This window comes from uncultured Xanthomonas sp. (genome assembly GCF_964278005.1).
Classification (GTDB): Bacteria; Pseudomonadota; Gammaproteobacteria; order Xanthomonadales; family Xanthomonadaceae; genus Xanthomonas_A; species Xanthomonas_A sontii.
In genome coordinates, this window is sequence record NZ_CAXYKF010000028.1 from 132,434 (window position 1) to 148,786 (window position 16,353).

Sequence of the window (16,353 nt, forward strand, 5' to 3'; positions counted from 1 at the left end):
TGGGTGGGGTGGATCAGTAGACGCGATAGCCCAGCGGCTGCAGGTGCAGGTCCAGGGCGGTGGTGTCGTAGCCTTCGACCACGTGCTGGCCGATCACGGTGATCGGCACGCCTTCCAGGCCCAGCGCGGCGGTGGCCTGGCGGCCGGCCTCCTGCTCCACGTCCAGGACCGTGTAGCGGACCTGGGCGCGGGCGAAATCGGCCTGTTGCCGGCGGCAGTAGCCGCACCAGTCGGCGGCGAGCATGACGATGCCGGCCTCGCCGGTCAGAAGCCGCGGGTCGCCGGCGGCCAGTGCGGCCGACGGTGTCGAGGCCGCACTGCGCCACCACGCGTGCACGCCGCCGCCGATCACGAGCAGCAGCAGGCACAACACAAGGGGGCGCATCGTCATCGGCGGTCGGGTGCGGCAATCAATCGGGAAAATGGTAGCACGCAGGTTCCGCGCGCCCGGCCGCAGGGCCGGTCGCGCGGACAGCGCCGGATCAGGCGTCGAGGGTGCGGTTCCACTCGGCGACGCGGTCGGCCTTGGCCGCCAGCACCGCGTCGGCGTCGCCTTCGATGGTGATCTTGTTGATCACGTCGCCCTGGGCGACGCTGTCGACCACGTCCAGGCCGTCGAGCACCTTGCCGAACACGGTGTGCTTGCCGTCCAGCCACGGAGTGGCGGTGTGGGTGATGAAGAACTGGCTGCCGTTGGTGCTGGGGCCGGCGTTGGCCATGGACAGCACGCCGCGGTCGTGGCGCACGCCGTTGTTGGTCTCGTCCTCGAAGCGGTAGCCCGGGCCGCCGCGGCCGGAGCCTTCCGGGCAACCGCCCTGGATCATGAAGTCGGCGATCACGCGGTGGAAGTTCAGCCCGTCGTAGAAGCCGCGCTTGGCCAGGTTCACGAAGTTGGCCACGGTCAGCGGGGCCTTGTCGGGATACAGCTCGATCTTGATCGGGCCGCGGGCGGTGTCGAAATGGGCGATCAGGGACATGGGATTCCTTGGAAACGGGGGCGTCATGAGGGGCGCATAGGATACACGTCGCCTCGTTCAGGCTTTGCCCGCGCCCGGCGCCGGCGCCTGAATGCCCCCGCCCGGCCCACCGCCGCCGACCGCCGGCAGGCGTCACGGGATCCGGGTATACTAGGTGGCTTCCTTTCCTTCCTTCTGGCGCCGGCTGGCCCCCTTTCGCATGTCCATCGAAAATCTTCGCAATATCGCCATCGTCGCCCACGTCGACCACGGCAAGACCACCCTCGTCGACTGCCTGCTGAAGCAGTCCGGCACCCTGTCCGAGCGCACGGTGCTGGCCGAGCGCGTGATGGACAGCAACGACCAGGAAAAGGAACGCGGCATCACCATCCTGGCCAAGAACACCGCCATCACCTGGCAGGGCAACCGCATCAACATCGTCGACACCCCAGGACACGCCGACTTCGGCGGCGAGGTGGAGCGCGTGCTGTCGATGGTGGACACCGTGTTGATCCTGGTCGACGCGATGGACGGCCCGATGCCGCAGACCCGCTTCGTGACCCAGAAGGCGTTCGCGATGGGCTTCAAGCCGATCGTGGTGGTCAACAAGATCGACCGCCCCGGCGCGCGCCCGGACTGGGTGATCGACCAGGTGTTCGACCTGTTCGACAAGCTCGGCGCCACCAATGAGCAGCTCGACTTCCCGATCGTCTACACCTCGGCGCTGAACGGCTACGCCTCGCTGGACGACAGCGTGCGCGACGGCGACATGACCCCGCTGTACGAAGCGATCATGCAGCACGCGCCGAAGCCGGACGTGGATCCGGACGGCCCGTTCCAGATGCGCATCAGCCAGCTGGACTACAACAACTTCGTCGGCGTGATCGGCATCGGCCGCATCCAGCGCGGCGTGCTGAAGAAGAACATGCCGGTGGCGGTGATCGACCGCGAAGGCAAGAAGCGTCAGGGCAAGGTGCTGCAGGTACTGGGCTTCCTCGGCCTGGAGCGGATCGAGCAGGACAGCGCGCAGGCCGGCGACATCGTCGCCATCTCCGGCATCCAGGAGCTGACCATCTCCGACACCGTGTGCGCGCTGGAAGCCCCCGAGGCGCTGCCGCCGCTGACCGTGGACGAGCCGACCATCTCGATGACCTTCCAGGTCAACAACTCGCCGTTCGCCGGCAACAAGGACCTGTCCGGCGGCAAGTTCCTGACCAGCCGCCAGCTCAAGGACCGGCTGGAGCGCGAGACCGTGCACAACGTGGCGCTGAAGGTGCAGCAGCTGGAAGACGCCGACAAGTTCCTGGTCTCCGGCCGCGGCGAACTGCACCTGTCGGTGCTGATCGAGAACATGCGCCGCGAGGGCTTCGAACTGGCCGTGTCGCGCCCGGAAGTGATCATCAAGGAGATCGACGGGCAGTTGATGGAGCCGGTCGAGCAGCTGGTGGTGGACATCGAGGAGCAGCACCAGGGCGGCGTGATGGAGAAGCTGGGCATCCGCAAGGGCCAGCTGAAGAACATGGAGCCGGACGGCAAGGGCCGCGTGCGCCTGGACTACATGATCCCGGCGCGTGGCCTGATCGGCTTCCAGAACGAGTTCCGCACCCTGACCCAGGGCTCGGGCCTGCTGTTCCACGTGTTCGACCACTACGGCCCGAAGGAGCAGGGCGCCATCGCCAAGCGCCAGAACGGCGTGATGATCGCCAATGCGCCGGGCGCCACCCCCGCCTACGCGCTGGGCCCGCTGGAAGAGCGCGGCCGCCTGTTTGCCGCCGAAGGCGACAACGTGTATGAAGGGCAGCTGGTCGGCATCCACTCCAAGGACAACGACCTGACCGTCAACGCGATCAAGACCAAGCCGCTGACCAACATGCGTGCCTCGGGCAAGGACGATGCGATCAAGCTGACTCCGGCGATCAAGTACACGCTGGAGCAGGCGCTGGACTTCATCGAGGACGACGAACTGGTCGAAGTCACCCCGAAGGAGATCCGCTTGCGCAAGAAGCACCTGACCGAAAACGAGCGCAAGCGCGCCGGTCGCGCGGGCTAAGGGATAGCGCACGCCCATGGCCGCCGACAAGGCGTACAACCCGGATCCGCACGCGCATCCGGGTCTGCACCTGATCGCACTGCTGGAGGCCGGTAAGGGCCTGCTCGCGGTGCTGGCGGCCACGGGGCTGGAACTGATGGGTCCGGCCCCGCTGCGCGCGGGGGTGGACAAGCTGATCGTGCGTTTCAGCCTGGACCCGGACCACGGCGCCCTGCCCTCGCTGCTGACCATGATCAACCCCGGCGCGGTGCACCTGGCCGCCGCCGGCATGCTCGCCTACGGCGTGCTGCACATCATCGAGGCCTGGGGCCTGTGGCGCGCCAAGGCCTGGGCCTCGCTGCTGGGCTGCATCTCCGCGGCGATCTACCTGCCCTTCGACGTCTACGCGATCGTGCGCCACCCCGGCTGGGCGTCGTGGGCGGTGCTGGCGATCAATCTCGCCGTGGTCGGCATCCTCGCCCGCGACCTGGTGCGGCGCCGGCGGCATCCTCCGGCCTGATCCGCGCCCCATCGCTGTCACGGCGGCTATCGCCGCCCCCGTCCAAGGTACATCGTCCCGATGACCCCGGCCTCGCCACACCGCGAGGTCGGCGGACATGCCGTTTCAAAACCCTCCCATCTTGATCGACAGAACACGTCAGCCGACAGATGTCCGCCGGATGGATTTGTGATGCCATCCACGGCACTTCTGGGCACAATCCCCGTAACGCGATATTTCCTCGAAATTGTCTACAGAATTGTCCAACACAGTCGATTCTGACCATTGACTAGTTCCGGACACCCCGGAACGCGCGCCATCCCCAACAGACCGATGGCGGAGATCAACTCAGAGGAATCGACAATGCGAATCGCGAAAGCGATGGGTTGGAGTGTGGCCGCGTTACTTTGCACCGGCCTGAGCGCCTGCAGCGGCGCCATCGATCACAAGTACAGCGCCACTTCGGCCGGCAAGCACGCGTCCGCGGCGGCCACCACCGCGCCGCCAATGGCCGCCGCTCAGCGCGCGTCCCTGTTCGACGCGCAGGACAGCGGCGCACTGATCCAGTACACCAGCCGCACCCCGACCGGACACGACGGCGCGTTCGCCCTGTATCCCATCACCGTCAGCGAGGCGCATGCACTCAAGGCCAGCGTCGACGGCACGATGACAATACCGACGCCGGACGGCAAAAACCTGCAGATCACCTATCAGAGCCGACGCGACGCCAAGCGCGGCATCTGGACCTGGGTCGGCCGGGTGGATGGCCAACCGGTCGGCAACGAGACGGTCATCAGTTTCGGCAAGGACGCAGTGTTCGGATCGCTGGGCACCATCGATGGCATGACCTACCAGCTCACCACCATCGGCGGGATGCCCTACATCATGGCGGCCGCCAGCGCCGACCTGCATTCCGCCGGAAGCCACGCGGATGGGCGGCGCCTGGCCGATTCTGTCATCCAGCTTCGCGCCGGCGACACCGCCCAGGGCTATATCGCCGGGTACAGCAGCCTGGCGCAGGTCAACGCGCAGGCGGGCAGCACCTCGACCAATACGATCGACGTGCTGCTCGGCTATACGCCCGGCTACCGGGACTACCGCGGCGGCATCACGGCGATCGATACCGTGCTCACCAACATGGTGGAAACGGCGAACCAGTCCTTCGCCAACGCCAACATCAATGTGCGCTATCGCCTGGTCGGGACGGTGCAGGTCGACTACCCCGACAATACGCTCAACGACGGCACCCTCGACGAACTCACTGGCGTCAGCCAGGCCACCGCTGCGGCGCTGGTGCCGCTGCATGATGCGCGCGACCGCCTCGGCGCCGACATGGTCGGCCTGGTGCGGCGCTTCAACAATTCGCAACAGAGTTGCGGCGTCGCCTGGCAATCCGGCGGCACCGATTCGCGTTGGGGATACGCGGTGATCTCCGACGGCGTGGACGGCGGCTACTACTGCACCCGCGGCACCCTCGCCCACGAGTTCGGCCATTTGCTCGGCTCCGGCCACCAGCACGAAACCGGCCAGGAACCCGGTTTCAATTTCGGCCACCGCAGCGACACCGGTAGCTTCCACACCACGATGGCTTACGCGGTTAATGGGCAGAGCGAGATCCTGGTGTACTCCTCGCCGGCGATCAGCACCTGCAACGGACAACCCTGCGGCGTGCCGGACCAGGCCGACAACGCCCGCGCCTTCCTCACCACGGTCCCCAACGTCGTCCAGTATCGGCAGACCGTGGTGCCGCTGGATGATTCCAGTTCGCCTGGACAGATCATGGGCCCGTCCGGGAAATGTCTCGACGTCAGGAATGGAAATACCAACGACGGCGCCTCGATGCAGGTCTGGGACTGCAACGGATTCCGCCAGCAGAAATGGTCGTTCAAGCGCGGCAGCCATAGCCTGCGCGGCGAGGGCACCGACAAAGTGCTCGACATCACCGGCGTGAGCAGCGCCAATGGGGCACCGCTCCAGCTCTATCAATCGTTGAGCACCTCAAACCAGGGTTGGTATTTCACCAATGCCTCGCTCATCGCCACCGGTGGCAAGGTCCTGGACGTGGTGGCGCTTGGGTCAAACAACGGTGCGCGATTGCAGCTCTGGGACAACCTCGGCGGCACCAACCAACGCTGGTCGTACAATCCCGCGAACGGCGAAATCCGGGTCTCGACCGGACGCTGCCTGGACGTCGCCGGTTTCGGCACCGCCCCTGGAACGCCGGTGCAGCTCTGGGACTGCAACGGCACCAAGAACCAGGCCTGGCAGCTCGGCAAGAACGGCTCGATCGTGGGCTACGGCGGCAATTGCCTGGAGGCAAGGACGACTGCACAAAATGGCGGCGCCCTGCGCATGATGGCGTGCACCGGTTCCTCCACGCAGGCGTGGCGCATCCGCGGCCAAATCCGCAGCGAGTTGAACGGCAAATGCCTGGATGACTCGGCCGGCGGCATCCGCAACGGCGCCATCGTGCAGATGTGGGAGTGCCTGGGCAACGTCAATCAGCTTTGGGAAGTGCAGCCGAACTAACGCGATCGCCGGCTTACGGAACCGGAACCGGAGCCGGCACCGCAACGCGCACAGGGCAACACCACCCGCCGGGGACGGTCGTCGCGGCGCTGCTCAGCCAGCGCCGCGTTGAGCAGAGGGAGCACCGATCCCCGCCCCATCCTCGGCACCGGGCGAACGCATCGCCTCCGAGTCGCTGGCGCGCACCGGCGGGTGCGACAGCCGCACGGGCTCCGGCGCCACTTCCGCGCGTAGCAGCGGCAACGCGTAGGCATGCTCGCGCACCAGGAAATCCAGCATGCGTTCGCGCACGATGCAGCGCAGGTCGAAGGCGTCGCCGGAGTTGCGCGCACTGACCAGCAGGCGCACCTGGATCGTGCGCTCGCTGGTGTCGGTCACCTGGGTCACGCAGACCCGCCCGTCCCACAGCGGCTCGCTCTTGCAGATGCGCTCCAGCTCGGCGCGCACCTGTGCGATCGGCGTGCGGTAGTCCAGCCACAGGAACGCGGTGCCGAGCAGGTCGGCGCTGTTGCGCGTCCAGTTCTGGAACGGGTTCTCGATGAACCAGGTCAGCGGCACCACCATGCGCCGCTCGTCCCAGATCCGCACCACCACGTAGGAACTGCCGATCTCCTCGATACGGCCCCACTCGCCTTCGACGATGACCACGTCGTCGAGCCGGATCGGCTGGGTCAGCGCGATCTGCAGACCGGCGATCAGATTGCCGAACACCGGCTTGGCGGCGATACCGGCGACCAGGCCGATGATGCCGGCCGAGGCCAGCAAGGTGGTGCCGATCTGCCGCACCGCCGGGAAAGTCAGCAGCACGATCGAGGTGCCCACCAGGATGATCGAGCCCATCGCCACCCGCGCCAGCACCCGGGTCTGGGTCTGCACGCGGCGTGCGGTGAGATTGTCCGCCACCTCGATCGGATGGCTGCGCAAGATCGCCGTTTCCAGCGCCGCCACGCCGCGCACCAGCAGCCAGGTCACGCAGCCGATCATGCCGATGTGCAGCAGGTGCTGCAGGTCGGTCAGCGCCTTCTCGTCCAGCGGCGTGGATTCGAGCGCGAAGCTGAGCATCAGCATCGGCAGCAGGAAGGCGACCGGCACGCTGATTACGCGCACGATGCGCGCACGCCGGTAGTCGCGGCCGCGCATGCGCTGGGCGATGCGCAACAGCAGCCACCAGGCCAGAAAACCGAGAATCAGCGCGGCGCCGATCGGCAGCGTGTAGGCACGCCAGGGCACCCAGTGAAGATCGAGGGTCAAGATGCGCTCCTTTGTCGGGGGGAGGAGTCGCGACAGTCTGGCAGTGGAGGGATTAGCGCGATGTCGAGCACGCGCGGCAGCGCCGGGCGACGGCAGCCGGATGGCATACAGGCGCGCGTGCAAGCGCGTGCGAAAAGCGGCGCATGCCGCCGGCGACGCGAAGCCGGCGCGCGGTATCGCACGCAGCGATGCCGCAGTCCTCGGGCCACGGCACGACAAGGCGCCGCACATGCGGCAGCGGCACGCGCGGCGGATTACACCAACCGACTACGCCAGCGGCGTGGCGACGTTGCGTCCGTTCTGCTTGCGCACGATCGCCATCGCGATCTCCAGCGACTGCTCGTAGTTCAGGCGCGGGTCGACGCTGGAACGGTAGGCCCGCTCCAGGTCGCGCTCAGTCAGTTCGCGCGCGCCGCCGGTGCACTCGGTGACGTCCTCGCCGGTCAGTTCCAGATGCACGCCGCCCAGGCGGGTGCCGGCCGCGGCGTGGATGTCGAACGACTGCTCCACCTCGCCCAGGACGTTCTGGTAGCGCCGGGTCTTGTAGCCGTTGCTGGTGCTTTCGGTGTTGCCGTGCATCGCATCGCACACCCACAGCACGCGGCGGCCGTCGCGCTTCACCGCGTCCAGCAGCGGCGGCAGCTTCTCGGCGATCTGCGCCGCGCCCATGCGGTGGATGAAGGTCAGCCGGCCCGGCTCGTCTTCCGGATTGAGCACGTCGATCAGGCGCAGCAACTGGTCCGGCTGCGCCGACGGCCCGACCTTGATCGCGATCGGATTGCGGATGCCGCGGAAGTACTCCACATGCGCGCCGTCCAGCGCCGCGGTGCGCATGCCGATCCACGGATAGTGCGTACTGAGGTTGAACCAGCCCCACTGCCGCGGGACCTCGCGGGTCAGCGCTTCCTCGTAGGGCAGCAGCAAGGCCTCGTGCGAGGTGTAGAAATCGACGCGGTTGAGGTTGTACAGCTGCGCGCCGGACAGGGTCTCCATGAAGCGCACCGCATCGCCGATCGAGGCCACCATCTTCTGGTAGTCCTCGGCCAGCGGCGAGCAGCCGACCCAGCTCAGGTTCCAGTACTCGGGATGGTGCAGGTCGGCGAAGCCGCCGTCGATCAGCGCGCGCACGAAGTTCATGGTCATCGCCGAACGCGAGTGCGCGGTGATCATGCGCCGCGGGTCCGGCACCCGCGCCTGCGCGGTGAACTCCGGGCCGTTGACCACGTCGCCGCGGTAGCTGGGCAGGGTCACGCCGTCGCGGGTCTCGGTATCGGCCGAGCGCGGCTTGGCGTACTGCCCGGCGTAGCGACCGACCCGCACCACCGGCAGGCGCAGGCCGTGCACCAGCACCAGGCTCATCTGCAGCAGCACCTTGAGCCGGTTGGAGATGGTGCCGGATTCGCAATCGCTGAAGTTCTCCGCGCAATCGCCGCCCTGCAGCAGGAAGCGCTTGCCTTCCTGCGCCTCGGCCAGCTGCTTCTTCAGCGCGAAGATCTCCCAGGAGGTCACCAGCGGCGGCAACTGCCGCAGTTCCGTCAGCGCGGTCTCCAGCGCCTGCGGGTCCGGATACACCGGCATCTGCAGCGCCGGCCTGTCACGCCAACTGGCAGGTGACCAGGACGACGAGGCGGATGCGGACACGGCGGCGGCGGACAGATTCATGAAAGGACTCCTTGGCAGTGTGCGATGTTCGCAGAGCCGGGGCGCGCCGCATAGCGCCGCATACCGGTCACGCTGGCAGCGCCAGGACATGAACGGCAAGCAACATCGCGACGCCACCATGACTTCCGGCCTACGCCGGCGTTTTTGCGAAAGCACACTGTTATTAAGTAACAATTCCTTTCCATTCGGTCCACCTCGCCATGACACGTCGCCCCCTCTCCTCCGCCATCGCCCTGATCCTCCTGGTCGCCCCCGGCCTCGCCCTCGCTGCGGATACCGCCGCCGACAGCACCGCTGCCGCCGAGCCGACCGTCGATCTCGATCCGGTCACCGTCACCGCCAAGCTGGAAGCCGCGCGCAACGCGCTGTCGCCGGACATCGGCAGCAGCCAGTACGCGATCAGCGCCGAGGACATCGCGCGCCTGCCGCTAGGCGCTTCCACCCCGCTCAACCAGGTGCTGCTGCAGGCGCCGGGCGTGGTCCAGGATTCCTATGGCGGCATCCATGTGCGCGGCGACCACGCCAACCTGCAGTACCGCATCAACGGCGTGATGATCCCCGAATCCATCTCCGGCTTCGGCCAGACCCTGGATCCGCGCACGATCAAGAACATCCGCCTGCTCGACGGCGCGCTGCCGGCGCAGTTCGGCGACCGCACCGCGGCGGTGGTCGACATCACCACCAAGAACGGCGTGGAACTGGGCAACGGCGGCAGCGTCGGCATCACCGGCGGCTCCTACGGCACGCTCAACCCCAACGCCTCGTGGTGGGGCAGCGACGGTCGCTTCAGCTGGTTCGCCAGCGGCAACTACCTGCAGAACCGCATCGGCATGGAGAACCCGACCGACAGCGACAACCCGATCCACGACAAGACCCACCAGGGCAAGGGCTTCGCCGACCTCAGCTATCTGCTGAACGAGAACACCCGGCTCAGCCTGCTGGTCGGCTACGCCAACAACCGCTTCCAGATCCCCAACAACCCGGGACAGACGCCGGCCTTCACCTACCAGGGCACCAGCACCTTCGATTCGGCGCAGCTCGACGAGAACCAGCGCGAGAACACCCGTTTCGGCACCCTGGTGCTACAGGGCGCGCTCGGCGACACCAGCTACCAGCTGTCGGCCGGCCAGCGCTACAGCAGCGTCGCGTTCTCCCCGGACATCGCCGGCGACCTGATCTTCAACGGCATCGCCTCGCAGGTGCAGCGCGCCAACCGCGCCAGCACCCTGCAGGCCGACTTCTCCACGCCGTGGGGCAGCACCCACACCTTGCGCTATGGCGTGTACGGCAACTTCGAGCACGCCAACGCCAGCAACAACGCCTATGTGTTCCCGGCCAACGACGACGGCAGCCAGAGCAGCGACGTGCCGCTGTTCATTCCCGACAGCAGCCGCTTCCACGCCAGCACCTACGCGGTCTACCTGCAGGACGAATGGCAGCCGAGCGACGCCTGGACCATCAACTATGGCGTGCGTGGCGACCGCTACAAGGCGTTCGGCACCACCGAGGGCCAGCTCAGCCCACGCCTGGGCGTGGTCTGGCACGCCAGCGACAGCACCACCCTGCACGCCGGCTATGCGCGCTACTTCACCCCGCCGGCCACCGAGCTGATCTCCACCAGCGACATCGCCCTGTACGACGGCACCACCAACCAGCAGTCGGCGGCGGGTGGCCCGACCAAGCCGCTGAGCGAGCGCAGCGACTACTACGACCTGGGCATCTCGCAGATGGTCGGCGACCACCTGACCCTGGGCCTGGACACCTACTACCGCAAGGCCGATCGCCTGCAGGACGAAGGCCAGTTCGGCGCCGCCTACGTCTACTCCACCTTCAACTACCGCTACGGTCGCATCCGCGGCGCCGAGTTCAGCGCCGACTACAGCAACGGCCCGATCAACGCCTACTTCAACGCGGCCTACAGCAAGGCCATGGGCAAGCGGGTGATGACCAGCCTGTACAACTTCGACCCGGACGCGCTGGCCTACGCCTACGACCACTGGATCCACCTGGACCACGACCAGAAGCTGACCTCCTCCGGCGGCATCAACTACGCCCTGGCCGACGACAGCCGCATCGGCGCCGACTACCTGTTCGGCAGCGGCCTGCGCACCGACGCCGACGGCGTGCCCAATGGCGGCGAGCTGCCGGCGTACTTCCAGCTCAACCTCAGCGCCGGCCACGACTTCGCCCTGGCCAGCAGCCACCCGCTGCACGCACAGCTGGCCGTGCTCAACGTGCTCGACCGCCACTACCAGTTGCGCGACGGCGGCGGCATCGGTGTGTTCGCGCCGCAGTGGGCGCCGCGCCGCGGCGTCTACCTGAGCCTGCAGCAGGACTTCTGAGCAAGCCACGGCGACGGCCTGCGACGTGCCACCCGGCACGCCGCAGGCCGCGCGTTCAGCCGCAGGTGACGGGTCCGGCCACGCGCCGTGGCCCGTCCGGCACTACAGTGGCACCATGTGCCGCGTCGTGGCCATGGCGTCGCCCCGCCCGAGGGAGGCGCCCCGCAGCGGCATCCCCGCGCCCGGACCGCCACGACGCGTTGCCACGCATCCGTCCAGGCAGGTGCCACCCATGCGTCGACATCTGTTCGCCGCCGCCCTGGCGGCCGCCATCCTCACCCTCGCCGCACCGCCGCCGGCGCACGCCGAACGCGTCACCGACTTCCGAATGCCGGTGGTCGTGCAAGGCGTCGACTACGATCTCGCCGCACGCGTGTATCGCCCCACGGGCCACGGTCCGTTCCCGCTGATCGTCATCCACCATGGCACGCCCGCGGACAAGCGCAAGCTCGCCGACACCCGCCTCGGCTTCGCACGCGCCGCGCGCTGGTTCGCCGCCCGCGGCTACATGGTGGTGCTGGCCTTGCGGCCTGGCTACGGCAGCTCCAGCGGCACCTACCTGGAAGGCGCGGGCAACTGCCACGACGTCGATTTCGTCGTCGCCGGGCGCAAGATCGCGGCGGCCGAGGCGGCGATCGTCGACGCCGCCGCACGTCTTCCCGACGTGGACCCGCAACGCATCGTCGTGGTCGGCCAGTCCGCCGGTGGCCTCGGCGCGGTGGCGCTGGCCGATGCGCCGCCACCCGGCGTGCGTGGCGTGATCAGCTTCGCCGGCGGGCGCGGCAGCAACGGCAAGGAGGTCATCTGCGCCGGCGAGGACCGCCTGGTCGAGGCGGAGAAGACGCTGGGCGCGGCGAATATGCTGCCCCAGCTGTGGCTGTACGCCGAGAACGATCACTTCTTCCGGCGCGACCTGGCGCATCGCATGTACGAGGCCTACCGCGCGGGCTCGACCCCGCCGGTGACCTTCGTCGATCTGCCACCGTTCCGCGACGATGGCCACAAGACCTTCGCCCAGGCCGACCCGTCGGTGTGGGCCAGGCCGGTGGCGGCATTCCTCGCTCAGGTGGTTCCGCAGGCCGACGGAGCGCGGGCGCCGGCCAGCGCGTCGCGCTGACCGACAGACCGGCACTGCACAAACACCGGGGGCGCCGGACGGACAGGATGGGCAACGTCGGTGCGCGTCAGCGGCATACGTCAGCGCTGCCCGCGACGGCCGCAGCAGCGCCCGGCGGGTTGCCGACGGTCGCCATCAGACCAAGCGACCGACGCGCAGCCGCAAGACGGTCAGATCAGCGTGCGCTTGCGGCTCTTGAATCCGGCATACAGCGCGAACACCGCCAGCAACACGAAGCAGATCAGGCACCACATCGGCATCGACAGGCCGAGGAAGCGCCAGTCGATGTTGCCGCAGTCGCCGGTGCCGGTCATCACCCGGCGCAGCACCTCGAACGGTCCCATGGTCTCGCGCAGGAAGCTCAGCGGCGGGCCGCAGGACGCCATCGGATCCGGGAACAGCTGTACCGAGACGTGCTTAGTGGAGATGCCGGCGCCCACGAGCGCGGCCAGGAACGCCAGGACGCCGTAGAGCTTGCGCCCGCCGGCACTGCGCGGCCCATGCAGGGCACCGAGCAGGAACAGCACGCCCAGGGCGGCGAACGCAATGCGCTGGAAGATGCACAGCGGGCACGGCTCGATGCCCAGCTGCAGCTGCACGAAGATCGCATAGCCCAGCAGGCCGGCACAGATCAGAAAGCCGAGCAGGAACTGCGCGCGGAAACCCCAACGTAACGGATTCATCGGACTCGAACTCGCATCGACGATCCACGCATTATCCGCGATCGTGCGCTCCATCACCATGTGTCATGGCGCTGTCGGCCGCCCCAGCCCGCGCCGCGACCGCGCGCTCCCCATCCCCAATCCCGACTCCGCGATCCCCCAAAAACAAAAAAGCCCGGACATGCCGGGCTTCTTGCTGCTGCAGATGCGAACCGATTACTCGGCCACTTCCTCGGCCACGGCCGGACGATCGACCAGCTCGACGTACGCCATCGGCGCGTTGTCGCCGGCGCGGAAGCCGCACTTGAGGATGCGCAGGTAGCCGCCCGGGCGCGCCTGGTAGCGCGGGCCCAGCGTGGTGAACAGGGTGCCGACCGCTTCCTTGTCGCGCAGGCGGGCGAACGCCAGGCGGCGGTTGGCGACGTTGTCGACCTTGGCCAGGGTGATCAGCGGCTCGGCGACGCGGCGCAGTTCCTTGGCCTTCGGCAGGGTGGTCTTGATCAGCTCGTGCTTGATCAGCGACGCCGCCATGTTCTTGAACATCGCTTCGCGGTGGGCGCTGGTGCGGCTGAACTTGCGGCCGGATTTCTGGTGACGCATGGGTTGGGATTCCTATGGAAGAGTGTGACTGTTGGAGATCGCTGTCGCCGTCCTGGCGTTGAAAGTGGACTGCGGATGGTCCGTGCCGGCCGTCCCTGACCGGGCGACGCCGCGGGCTTGGCGACCCGTCGACGTGGTGATGCGGATGAAGCGAACGACACGCGGCCGATGCCTTGCGGCACCGGCCGGATGCGCAAAACTCAGCCGAGCATGCCGTGCTGGGCGACGCCGGCCGGCGGCCAGTTCTCCAGCTTCATGCCGAGCGACAGGCCACGCTGGGCCAGCACTTCCTTGATCTCGGTGAGCGACTTCTTGCCCAGGTTCGGGGTCTTGAGCAGCTCGACTTCGGTCTTCTGGATCAGATCGCCGATGTAGTAGATGCTCTCGGCCTTCAGACAGTTGGCCGAACGCACGGTCAGTTCCAGATCGTCGATCGGACGCAGCAGCACCGGATCCACGCCGTTGCTGGCCGGCTTGGCCGCGCCACGATCGCGATGGGTGAAGTCGCCGAACACCGACAGCTGGTCGCTGAGGATGTCGGCGGCGGTGCGCACGGCTTCCTCGGCATCGATCGTGCCGTTGGTTTCGATGTCCAGGACCAGCTTGTCCAGGTCGGTACGCTGCTCGACGCGGGCCGATTCGACCGCGTAAGCGACGCGGCGCACCGGCGAGAACGAGGCGTCCAGGACCAGGCGACCGATGGTGCGGGTCTCTTCGTCCGGACGGCGGCGTGCGGCGGCCGGCTGGTAGCCGAAGCCACGCTCGATCTTCAGACGCATGTTGATCGCCGTGTCCTTGGTCAGGTGGCAGATCACGTGGTCGTTGTTGAGGATCTCGACGTTATGGTCGGTCTTGATGTCGGCGGCAGTGACCGTGCCCGGACCCTGCTTGGACAGCGACAGCGTGGCGCTGTCACCGGTATGCATGCGGATGGCCACGTCCTTGAGGTTCAGCAGGACTTCCAGCACGTCCTCCTGCAGCCCTTCGACCGTGGTGTACTCGTGCAGCACGCCGTCGATCTCGACTTCGGTGATCGCGAAGCCGGGAATCGAGGACAGCAGCACGCGACGCAGGGCGTTGCCCAGCGTATGCCCATACCCGCGCTCCAAGGGCTCGATCACGACCTTGGCGCGGTTGTCGGTAAGGCGTTCGATCTGCGGCCCACGCGGGCGCAGAACCTGGTTGGCGGTAACCGTCATGTTGCGGGTTCTCCTGACGAGCCTCCGTGGACCGGAGGCTCTCCGATGTGATTACTTCGAATACAACTCGACGATCAGCGCTTCGTTGATGTCGGCAGGCAGGTCCGCACGGTCCGGCACGGCCTTGAAGATGCCGCTGAACTTCTTCGAATCGACCTCGACCCACGACGGGTTCAGGTCGTGCGTTTCGGCAACGGTCAGCGCTTCCTGCACGCGAAGCTGCTTCTGCGCCTTTTCCGACAGGGCGATCGCGTCGCCGGCCTTGACCTGGTACGAGGCCAGGTTCACCGACTTGCCGTTCACCAGCACGCCACGGTGCGACACCAGCTGGCGCGCGGCCGGACGGGTGACGGCGAAGCCCATGCGGTAGACGACGTTGTCCAGGCGGGTTTCCAGCAGCTGCAGCAGGTTCTCGCCGGTGTTGCCCTTCTTGGTCGAGGCCTTCTTGTAGTAGTTGCGGAACTGACGCTCCAGCAGACCGTAGATACGCTTGACCTTCTGCTTCTCGCGCAGCTGGGTGGCGTAGTCGGACAGCTTGCCCTTGCGGGCGGTCGCGCCGTGCTGGCCGGGCTTCTGCTCCAGCTTGCACTTGGAGTCCAGCGCACGCGCCGGGCTCTTGAGGGAAAGATCGGCGCCTTCGCGGCGCGCGAGCTTACAGGTAGGACCGATATAACGAGCCATTTCTTATCGCTCCTTTAGACGCGACGCTTCTTCGGCGGACGGCACCCGTTGTGCGGGATCGGCGTCACGTCGATGATGTTGGTGATCTTGTATCCGACGTTGTTCAACGAACGGACGGCGGACTCGCGACCCGGACCCGGGCCCTTGATGCGCACTTCCAGCGACTTCACGCCGTAGTCGAGCGCAGCGCGCCCGGCCTTCTCGGCGGCCACCTGAGCCGCGAACGGCGTGGACTTGCGCGAACCGCGGAAACCGGCGCCACCGGAGGTCGCCCAGGACAACGCATTGCCCTGACGGTCGGTGATGGTCACGATGGTGTTGTTGAACGAAGCGTGGACGTGGGCGACACCGTCGGTGACGACGCGCTTGATCTTCTTCTTGGTCTTTGCTGCTGCGGGCTTAGCCATGTCGGTCCCTTACTTCTTGATCGCCTTGCGCGGACCCTTGCGGGTGCGGGCGTTGGTACGGGTGCGCTGACCGCGCAGGGGCAGGCCACGACGGTGACGCAGGCCGCGGTAGCAGCCCAGGTCCATCAGTCGCTTGATGGCGATGCCGATTTCGCGACGCAGGTCGCCTTCGACGATGTACTTGCCGACTTCGAGACGCAGGCGCTCGATTTCCGGCTCGGACAGGTCGCGGATCTTGGTGGTCGAGGTCACGCCTGCGGCTTCGCAGACCTTCTTCGAACGGGTACGGCCGATGCCGTAGATGCTTTGCAACCCGACCCAGACGTGCTTCTGGGCTGGCAGGTTGACGCCTGCAATACGCGCCATGACGCGGTTCTCCAACTGAGTGATGGCCCGACGGCGCACCACGGCGCCATCCG

Annotated in this window: 15 protein-coding genes; 5 read left to right on the forward strand and 10 right to left on the reverse strand. The window is 67.2% G+C overall.

Features of this window, described 5'->3' with window-relative positions:
• Nucleotides 1-13: 13 nt before the first annotated feature.
• On the reverse strand, nt 14-385 hold the full coding sequence (locus ACHWVH_RS20545; protein ID WP_394687865.1) for a glutaredoxin family protein: 372 nt from the start codon (nt 383-385) through the stop codon (nt 14-16).
• 97 nt (nt 386-482) lie between these two features.
• Nucleotides 483-977, reverse strand: a complete 495-nt coding sequence (locus tag ACHWVH_RS20550) for a peptidylprolyl isomerase (RefSeq protein WP_152182219.1) — start codon at nt 975-977, stop codon at nt 483-485.
• Nucleotides 978-1,176: 199 nt separating this feature from the next.
• Between ACHWVH_RS20550 and typA the strand changes: the two genes are divergently transcribed.
• The 3 genes from typA to ACHWVH_RS20565 all read left to right on the forward strand — a co-directional run bounded on the left by typA (nt 1,177) and on the right by ACHWVH_RS20565 (nt 6,013).
• The gene (gene typA, locus ACHWVH_RS20555; RefSeq protein ID WP_010340464.1) at nt 1,177-3,006 is read left to right on the forward strand and encodes a translational GTPase TypA; all 1,830 of its coding nucleotides are present in this window, start codon (nt 1,177-1,179) and stop codon (nt 3,004-3,006) included.
• A 16-nt stretch (nt 3,007-3,022) separates the two neighbouring features.
• Nucleotides 3,023-3,505, forward strand: a complete 483-nt coding sequence (locus ACHWVH_RS20560; RefSeq protein ID WP_017908695.1) for a DUF2127 domain-containing protein — start codon at nt 3,023-3,025, stop codon at nt 3,503-3,505.
• A 312-nt stretch (nt 3,506-3,817) separates the two neighbouring features.
• The gene (locus ACHWVH_RS20565; protein WP_394687866.1) at nt 3,818-6,013 is read left to right on the forward strand and encodes a ricin-type beta-trefoil lectin domain protein; all 2,196 of its coding nucleotides are present in this window, start codon (nt 3,818-3,820) and stop codon (nt 6,011-6,013) included.
• 93 nt (nt 6,014-6,106) lie between these two features.
• On the opposite strand, the gene ACHWVH_RS20570 is transcribed toward ACHWVH_RS20565, so the two are convergent.
• Nucleotides 6,107-7,264 carry a mechanosensitive ion channel family protein gene (locus tag ACHWVH_RS20570; protein WP_394687867.1) on the reverse strand — a complete coding sequence of 386 codons (1,158 nt, stop codon included), beginning with the start codon at nt 7,262-7,264 and terminating at the stop codon, nt 6,107-6,109.
• A gap of 267 nt (nt 7,265-7,531) precedes the next feature.
• Nucleotides 7,532-8,926, reverse strand: a complete 1,395-nt coding sequence (locus ACHWVH_RS20575) for a class II 3-deoxy-7-phosphoheptulonate synthase (RefSeq protein WP_026143872.1) — start codon at nt 8,924-8,926, stop codon at nt 7,532-7,534.
• A gap of 200 nt (nt 8,927-9,126) precedes the next feature.
• Here ACHWVH_RS20575 and ACHWVH_RS20580 point away from each other — a divergent pair, with 200 nt between their 5' ends.
• Together ACHWVH_RS20580 and ACHWVH_RS20585 are read left to right on the forward strand one after the other, a co-directional pair.
• Nucleotides 9,127-11,268, forward strand: coding sequence for a TonB-dependent receptor (locus tag ACHWVH_RS20580; protein WP_394687868.1), 2,142 nt, complete (start codon nt 9,127-9,129; stop codon nt 11,266-11,268).
• A gap of 232 nt (nt 11,269-11,500) precedes the next feature.
• Nucleotides 11,501-12,385 carry an alpha/beta hydrolase family protein gene (locus ACHWVH_RS20585; RefSeq protein ID WP_394687869.1) on the forward strand — a complete coding sequence of 295 codons (885 nt, stop codon included), beginning with the start codon at nt 11,501-11,503 and terminating at the stop codon, nt 12,383-12,385.
• Nucleotides 12,386-12,555: 170 nt separating this feature from the next.
• Here ACHWVH_RS20585 and ACHWVH_RS20590 read toward each other — a convergent pair whose 3' ends face one another.
• From ACHWVH_RS20590 to rpsM, 6 genes are all read right to left on the reverse strand, one after another.
• Nucleotides 12,556-13,068, reverse strand: coding sequence for a disulfide bond formation protein B (locus tag ACHWVH_RS20590; protein ID WP_394687870.1), 513 nt, complete (start codon nt 13,066-13,068; stop codon nt 12,556-12,558).
• A 195-nt stretch (nt 13,069-13,263) separates the two neighbouring features.
• A complete protein-coding gene (rplQ, locus tag ACHWVH_RS20595) occupies nt 13,264-13,647 on the reverse strand; it encodes a 50S ribosomal protein L17 (protein WP_010340456.1) in 384 nt (127 codons plus the stop codon).
• A 200-nt stretch (nt 13,648-13,847) separates the two neighbouring features.
• Nucleotides 13,848-14,846: a DNA-directed RNA polymerase subunit alpha gene (locus ACHWVH_RS20600; RefSeq protein WP_010340455.1), complete on the reverse strand. Its 999-nt coding sequence runs from the start codon at nt 14,844-14,846 to the stop codon at nt 13,848-13,850.
• 51 nt (nt 14,847-14,897) lie between these two features.
• Complete coding sequence (gene rpsD / locus ACHWVH_RS20605; protein WP_010340454.1) at nt 14,898-15,527, reverse strand: 30S ribosomal protein S4; 630 nt, start codon at nt 15,525-15,527, stop codon at nt 14,898-14,900.
• Between the two features lie 14 nt (nt 15,528-15,541).
• Nucleotides 15,542-15,934: a 30S ribosomal protein S11 gene (gene rpsK / locus ACHWVH_RS20610; RefSeq protein ID WP_003470632.1), complete on the reverse strand. Its 393-nt coding sequence runs from the start codon at nt 15,932-15,934 to the stop codon at nt 15,542-15,544.
• Nucleotides 15,935-15,943: 9 nt separating this feature from the next.
• Nucleotides 15,944-16,300: a 30S ribosomal protein S13 gene (rpsM, locus tag ACHWVH_RS20615; RefSeq protein ID WP_010340453.1), complete on the reverse strand. Its 357-nt coding sequence runs from the start codon at nt 16,298-16,300 to the stop codon at nt 15,944-15,946.
• Between the last annotated feature and the right edge of the window lie 53 nt (nt 16,301-16,353).

Excerpts from the sequence above, each read along its gene's own strand:
- ACHWVH_RS20565 (WP_394687866.1), top strand. The coding sequence starts at position 3,818 with ATGGCGGAGATCAACTCAGAGGAATCGACAATGCGAATCGCGAAAGCG.
- rpsK (WP_003470632.1), bottom strand. The coding sequence starts at position 15,934 with ATGGCTAAGCCCGCAGCAGCAAAGACCAAGAAGAAGATCAAGCGCGTC.
- rpsM (WP_010340453.1), bottom strand. The coding sequence starts at position 16,300 with ATGGCGCGTATTGCAGGCGTCAACCTGCCAGCCCAGAAGCACGTCTGG.
- rplQ (WP_010340456.1), bottom strand. The coding sequence starts at position 13,647 with ATGCGTCACCAGAAATCCGGCCGCAAGTTCAGCCGCACCAGCGCCCAC.
- ACHWVH_RS20575 (WP_026143872.1), bottom strand. The coding sequence starts at position 8,926 with ATGAATCTGTCCGCCGCCGCCGTGTCCGCATCCGCCTCGTCGTCCTGG.
- ACHWVH_RS20585 (WP_394687869.1), top strand. The coding sequence starts at position 11,501 with ATGCGTCGACATCTGTTCGCCGCCGCCCTGGCGGCCGCCATCCTCACC.
- ACHWVH_RS20560 (WP_017908695.1), top strand. The coding sequence starts at position 3,023 with ATGGCCGCCGACAAGGCGTACAACCCGGATCCGCACGCGCATCCGGGT.
- ACHWVH_RS20590 (WP_394687870.1), bottom strand. The coding sequence starts at position 13,068 with ATGAATCCGTTACGTTGGGGTTTCCGCGCGCAGTTCCTGCTCGGCTTT.
- ACHWVH_RS20600 (WP_010340455.1), bottom strand. The coding sequence starts at position 14,846 with ATGACGGTTACCGCCAACCAGGTTCTGCGCCCGCGTGGGCCGCAGATC.
- ACHWVH_RS20580 (WP_394687868.1), top strand. The coding sequence starts at position 9,127 with ATGACACGTCGCCCCCTCTCCTCCGCCATCGCCCTGATCCTCCTGGTC.
- typA (WP_010340464.1), top strand. The coding sequence starts at position 1,177 with ATGTCCATCGAAAATCTTCGCAATATCGCCATCGTCGCCCACGTCGAC.
- ACHWVH_RS20545 (WP_394687865.1), bottom strand. The coding sequence starts at position 385 with ATGCGCCCCCTTGTGTTGTGCCTGCTGCTGCTCGTGATCGGCGGCGGC.
- ACHWVH_RS20550 (WP_152182219.1), bottom strand. The coding sequence starts at position 977 with ATGTCCCTGATCGCCCATTTCGACACCGCCCGCGGCCCGATCAAGATC.
- rpsD (WP_010340454.1), bottom strand. The coding sequence starts at position 15,527 with ATGGCTCGTTATATCGGTCCTACCTGTAAGCTCGCGCGCCGCGAAGGC.